The sequence below is a fragment of the Zeaxanthinibacter sp. PT1 genome (genome assembly GCF_028464225.1).
Classification (GTDB): domain Bacteria; phylum Bacteroidota; class Bacteroidia; order Flavobacteriales; family Flavobacteriaceae; genus Zeaxanthinibacter.
In genome coordinates this window covers 1-5,620 of the sequence record NZ_JAQPCN010000009.1, presented here as the reverse complement: position 1 = coordinate 5,620, position 5,620 = coordinate 1, and the positions used below count along the sequence as shown (strand labels likewise).

Sequence of the window (5,620 nt, the reverse complement as noted above, 5' to 3'; positions counted from 1 at the left end):
GTGCAAGCATTCTGCAGGGAGAACGATTATCTTGATCCTGGGGAGGGACTAGTGAGTCCCCGGCCGATTACCCTCTACCGCTAACCCGTCCAGGCCTATGACCTATTCGGGCAGGCCGCCTACTGCCAGCTGTCAACCGCTACGTGACTGTCTACGGCATACTGTCTGCCCTCCTTAAGTATAGGGCAAAAAAAAGACCCCTACATTGCTGTAGAGGTCTTCAAAGAAGGCGGCGGCCTACTCTCCCACCTAGTGGCAGTACCATCGGCGCAGACGGGCTTAACTTCCCTGTTCGGAATGGAAAGGGGTGGGCCCCGTCGCCATGGCCACCCAAGTTTTAAGTCCTTGTGCTCTTTAGGAGCCTGTGGACTGTCACATCACGGATGATGTAACAAATATCTTGACATAAAAGGATAGAATGTAAATGATCAAAAACGCGATCAAAGAGAAAGGAAGATAGTAACACTTTGAATTAAAGCAAGTCTCTGGCGCAAGCCTGACGGATAATTAGTACCACTCGGCTACGTACTTTACAGCACTTCCACCTATGGCCTATCAACGTGGTCATCTCCCACGATCCTTTAAAGAAATCTCATCTTGTGGCGGGTTTCGCGCTTATATGCTTTCAGCGCTTATCCCATCCCGACGTAGCTACCCGGCAATGCCCCTGGCGGGACAACCGGTACACCAGCGGTCAGTCCGACCCGGTCCTCTCGTACTAGGGTCAGGGCCACTCAAATTTCTAACGCCCGCAGTAGATAGAGACCGAACTGTCTCACGACGTTCTGAACCCAGCTCGCGTGCCACTTTAATGGGCGAACAGCCCAACCCTTGGGACCTTCTCCAGCCCCAGGATGTGACGAGCCGACATCGAGGTGCCAAACCCCCCCGTCGATGTGAGCTCTTGGGGGAGATCAGCCTGTTATCCCCGGCGTACCTTTTATCCTTTGAGCGATGGCCCTTCCATGCGGAACCACCGGATCACTATGCTCTACTTTCGTACCTGTTCGACCTGTATGTCTCACAGTCAAGCGCCCTTGTGCCATTGCACTCTACGTACGATTGCCAACCGTACTGAGGGCACCTTTAGAAGCCTCCGTTACTCTTTTGGAGGCGACCACCCCAGTCAAACTACCCACCACGCACTGTTCCCTGATTTACAGGGTTAGGCCCCGAACAAACAAAGGCTGGTATTTCAACAATGGCTCCACCACGCCTGGCGACGCAGCTTCAAAGCCTCCCAGCTATCCTACACATTGGTTGCCCAAGGTCAATACGAAGCTATAGTAAAGGTGCACGGGGTCTTTTCGTCCCACTGCGGGTAACCGGCATCTTCACCGATACTACAATTTCACCGAGCTCATGGTTGAGACAGTGTCCAGATCGTTGCACCATTCGTGCAGGTCGGAACTTACCCGACAAGGAATTTCGCTACCTTAGGACCGTTATAGTTACGGCCGCCGTTTACCGGGGCTTCAGTTCAATGCTTCATCCAAAAGGAATTACATCTCCCCTTAACCTTCCGGCACCGGGCAGGTGTCAGGCCCTATACTTCATCTCTCGATTTAGCAGAGCCCTGTGTTTTTGATAAACAGTCGCCTGGACCTTTTCACTGCGGCCCTGTATTGCTACAGGGCGACCTTTCTCCCGAAGTTACAGGTCTATTTTGCCTAGTTCCTTAACCATGAATCTCTCGAGCGCCTTAGAATACTCATCCCGACCACCTGTGTCGGTTTACGGTACGGGCCGCTATACTTGCTTTTCTAGGAAGATGTTAAGCTGGATTATCAACGCAGCCGTAGCCTTGTTGTACTATCTCCTCCTTACGAAGGATTCAACGCACAATTCCGTCTGTGCGCACCAACGCCACATCTCCGTCGCGTTTATTGTATAGCGGGTAGCGGAATATTAACCGCTTGTCCATCCACTGCCCCTTTCGGGTTCGCGTTAGGTCCCGACTGACCCCCAGCTGATTAGCATAGCTGGGGAAACCTTGGTCTTTCGGCGTGCGGGTTTCTCGCCCGCATTATCGTTACTTATGCCTACATTTTCGTTTGTAGCTCCTCCAGCATTCCTCGCAGAACACCTTCAGCGGCACTACAATGCTCCCCTACCACTCTGATCTCTTGATCAGAATTCACGGCTTCGGTGGTGTGCTTATGCCCGATCATTATCCATGCGGAACCGCTCGACCAGTGAGCTGTTACGCACTCTTTAAATGAATGGCTGCTTCCAAGCCAACATCCTGGCTGTCTATGCAGTTCCACCGCGTTTTTTCAACTTAGCACACACTTGGGGACCTTAGCCGGTGATCCGGGTTGTTTCCCTTTCGGACATGGACCTTAGCACCCATGCCCTCACTGCGCAAAAACATTTTACAGCATTCGGAGTTTGTCAGGAATTGGTAGGCGGTGAAGCCCCCGCATCCAATCAGTAGCTCTACCTCTGTAAAACTTATTTGCACGCTGCACCTAAATGCATTTCGGGGAGTACGAGCTATTTCCGAGTTTGATTGGCCTTTCACCCCTACCCACAGGTCATCCCAAGACTTTTCAACGTCAACGGGTTCGGTCCTCCACTGTGTGTTACCACAGCTTCAACCTGCCCATGGGTAGATCACACGGTTTCGCGTCTGCCACTGCTAACTAAAACGCCCTATTCAGACTCGCTTTCGCTCCGGCTCCGATCCTTAAAATCTTAACCTCGCTAGCAACGGCAACTCGTAGGCTCATTATGCAAAAGGCACGCCGTCACCCCCAAAGGGGCTCCGACCGCTTGTAAGCGTATGGTTTCAGGTTCTATTTCACTCCCTTGTTCAGGGTTCTTTTCACCTTTCCCTCACGGTACTGGTTCACTATCGGTCTCTCAGGAGTATTTAGCCTTAGCGGATGGTCCCGCTAGATTCACACAGGGTTTCTCGTGCCCCGCGCTACTCAGGATACCACTATCAATAACGCTCTTTACCCGTACGGGACTATCACCCTCTCTGGTGCAACTTTCCAGTTGCTTTCGGTTCATTACGCATCGAATGTCGTGGTCCTACTACCCCAATATTGCCGAAACAATATTGGTTTGGGCTTCTCCGATTTCGCTCGCCACTACTCTCGGAATCACTGTTGTTTTCTCCTCCTCCGGCTACTTAGATGTTTCAGTTCACCGGGTTTACTTCCCTTGCGGGATACTATACCTTCAGTATAGTGGGTTGCCCCATTCAGACATCTGCGGATCATATCGTATGTGCCGATCCCCGCAGCTTTTCGCAGCTTATCACGTCTTTCATCGCCTCTGAGAGCCTAGGCATTCCCCATACGCCCTTAATCAGCTTGTCGCCTTTGCTTTAATCTATTCGTGTACTTTCGTACCCTCTCTTTTTGATTCGTGTTTCATTACTATTATAATGTATAGATCCTGGATCTATACATCACTCTATCCCAATATGTCAATGAACTTTCCTTTGCGCTTCTCAAAACTAAACCTCTCAAATACCTCTTGATATCCAAGCATTCAGCCTTTTACACCCAAATTCTCTCAAAACCTTGACCTCCCTCCCGGGCGCCTTCAGTCGTTGAGCTTCTAGTGGAGAATACCGGAGTCGAACCGGTGACCTCCTGCGTGCAAGGCAGGCGCTCTAGCCAGCTGAGCTAATTCCCCGTCTTTCTTTCCTCGCCAGGGACCCTTCAGCCCCTTTTGAAGCAGTTGACGGTAGCCCCAACTTCTAGAATTTCCAATACTTTTATTCTCAATGAACGTAATTTCTTAAAAAGGTTACCCCCTCCAAGACTTGTAGTCTCAGGCAGACTCGAACTGCCGACCTCTACATTATCAGTGTAGCGCTCTAACCAGCTGAGCTATGAGACTGCATTACAGTTGTTCATGCCGCAAAAACAGCACAAACTATTTTTTAAAATAATGGTAGACCAGAAAATCAATTTAATACCAGAGAAGGCCAGGATGAAAGTACCCTGTTGGATCGCGTTTCTCTAGAAAGGAGGTGTTCCAGCCGCACCTTCCGGTACGGCTACCTTGTTACGACTTAGCCCTAGTTACCGGTCTTACCCTAGGCCGCTCCTTACGGTGACGGACTTCAGGTACCCCCGGCTTCCATGGCTTGACGGGCGGTGTGTACAAGGCCCGGGAACGTATTCACCGGATCATGGCTGATATCCGATTACTAGCGATTCCAGCTTCACGGGGTCGAGTTGCAGACCCCGATCCGAACTGTGACCGATTTTATAGATTCGCTCTCCGTTGCCGGATGGCTGCTCACTGTATCGGCCATTGTAGCACGTGTGTAGCCCAGGACGTAAGGGCCGTGATGATTTGACGTCATCCCCACCTTCCTCGCGGTTTGCACCGGCAGTCTCGCCAGAGTCCCCAGCATTATCTGTTGGCAACTGACGACAGGGGTTGCGCTCGTTATAGGACTTAACCTGACACCTCACGGCACGAGCTGACGACAACCATGCAGCACCTTGCAAAATGTCCGAAGAAAAAACCGTCTCTGGTCCTGTCATTCTGCATTTAAGCCCTGGTAAGGTTCCTCGCGTATCATCGAATTAAACCACATGCTCCACCGCTTGTGCGGGCCCCCGTCAATTCCTTTGAGTTTCATTCTTGCGAACGTACTCCCCAGGTGGGATACTTATCACTTTCGCTTGGCCGCCGAGCCCGAAAGCCCGACAGCTAGTATCCATCGTTTACGGCGTGGACTACCGGGGTATCTAATCCCGTTCGCTCCCCACGCTTTCGTCCATCAGCGTCAGTCAATAGTTAGTGACCTGCCTTCGCAATCGGTGTTCTATGTAATATCTATGCATTTCACCGCTACACTACATATTCCGGCCACTTCACTATAACTCAAGACAACCAGTATCAAAGGCAGTGCTATGGTTGAGCCACAGCCTTTCACCCCTGACTTAATTGCCCGCCTGCGGACCCTTTAAACCCAATGATTCCGGATAACGCTCGGACCCTCCGTATTACCGCGGCTGCTGGCACGGAGTTAGCCGGTCCTTATTCTTACGGTACCGTCATCGGAGTACACGTACTCCTTATTCTTCCCGTATAAAAGCAGTTTACAACCCGTAGGGCCGTCTTCCTGCACGCGGCATGGCTGGATCAGACTTTCGTCCATTGTCCAATATTCCTCACTGCTGCCTCCCGTAGGAGTCTGGTCCGTGTCTCAGTACCAGTGTGGGGGATCCCCCTCTCAGGGCCCCTACCCATCGAAGCCTAGGTGAGCCGTTACCTCGCCTACTAACTAATGGGACGCATAGCCATCTTCTACCGCCGAAGCTTTAAACATTCAGATGATGCCATCAAATGTTATTATGGGACATTAATCCACGTTTCCATGGGCTATTTCCTAGTAAAAGGTAGGTTCTATACGCGTTGCGCACCCGTGCGCCACTCGTCAGCGGAAAAGCAAGCTTTTCCCTGTTACCGTTCGACTTGCATGTGTTAGGCCTGCCGCTAGCGTTCATCCTGAGCCAGGATCAAACTCTTCATCGTTTGATTTTAAATAATGTTCGCGACCATAAGTCAACAAGAGTTTCCCCTCATCCCTTTATAGCCCCAATGGTCTCAAAATGATTTTCTGTTAATTTTTCGATTCTATTAC

2 tRNA genes and 3 rRNA genes are annotated in these 5,620 nt (G+C 50.9%); all 5 read right to left on the bottom strand.

The features are described 5' to 3' along the window. Positions 1-224: 224 nt before the first annotated feature. The 5 genes from rrf to PP178_RS14690 all read right to left on the bottom strand — a co-directional run bounded on the left by rrf (position 225) and on the right by PP178_RS14690 (position 5,511). Positions 225-334: ribosomal RNA gene (gene rrf / locus PP178_RS14710) — 5S ribosomal RNA — on the bottom strand. A gap of 152 nt (positions 335-486) precedes the next feature. Beyond that, positions 487-3,330 (bottom strand): 23S ribosomal RNA (locus PP178_RS14705). 247 nt (positions 3,331-3,577) lie between these two features. After that, a tRNA-Ala gene (locus tag PP178_RS14700) sits at positions 3,578-3,651 on the bottom strand. Between the two features lie 133 nt (positions 3,652-3,784). Beyond that, positions 3,785-3,858, bottom strand: a tRNA-Ile gene (locus PP178_RS14695). A 126-nt stretch (positions 3,859-3,984) separates the two neighbouring features. Beyond that, a 16S ribosomal RNA gene (locus PP178_RS14690) occupies positions 3,985-5,511 on the bottom strand. The 16S, 23S and 5S rRNA genes sit together here with 2 tRNA genes alongside, the layout of an rRNA operon. Between the last annotated feature and the right edge of the window lie 109 nt (positions 5,512-5,620).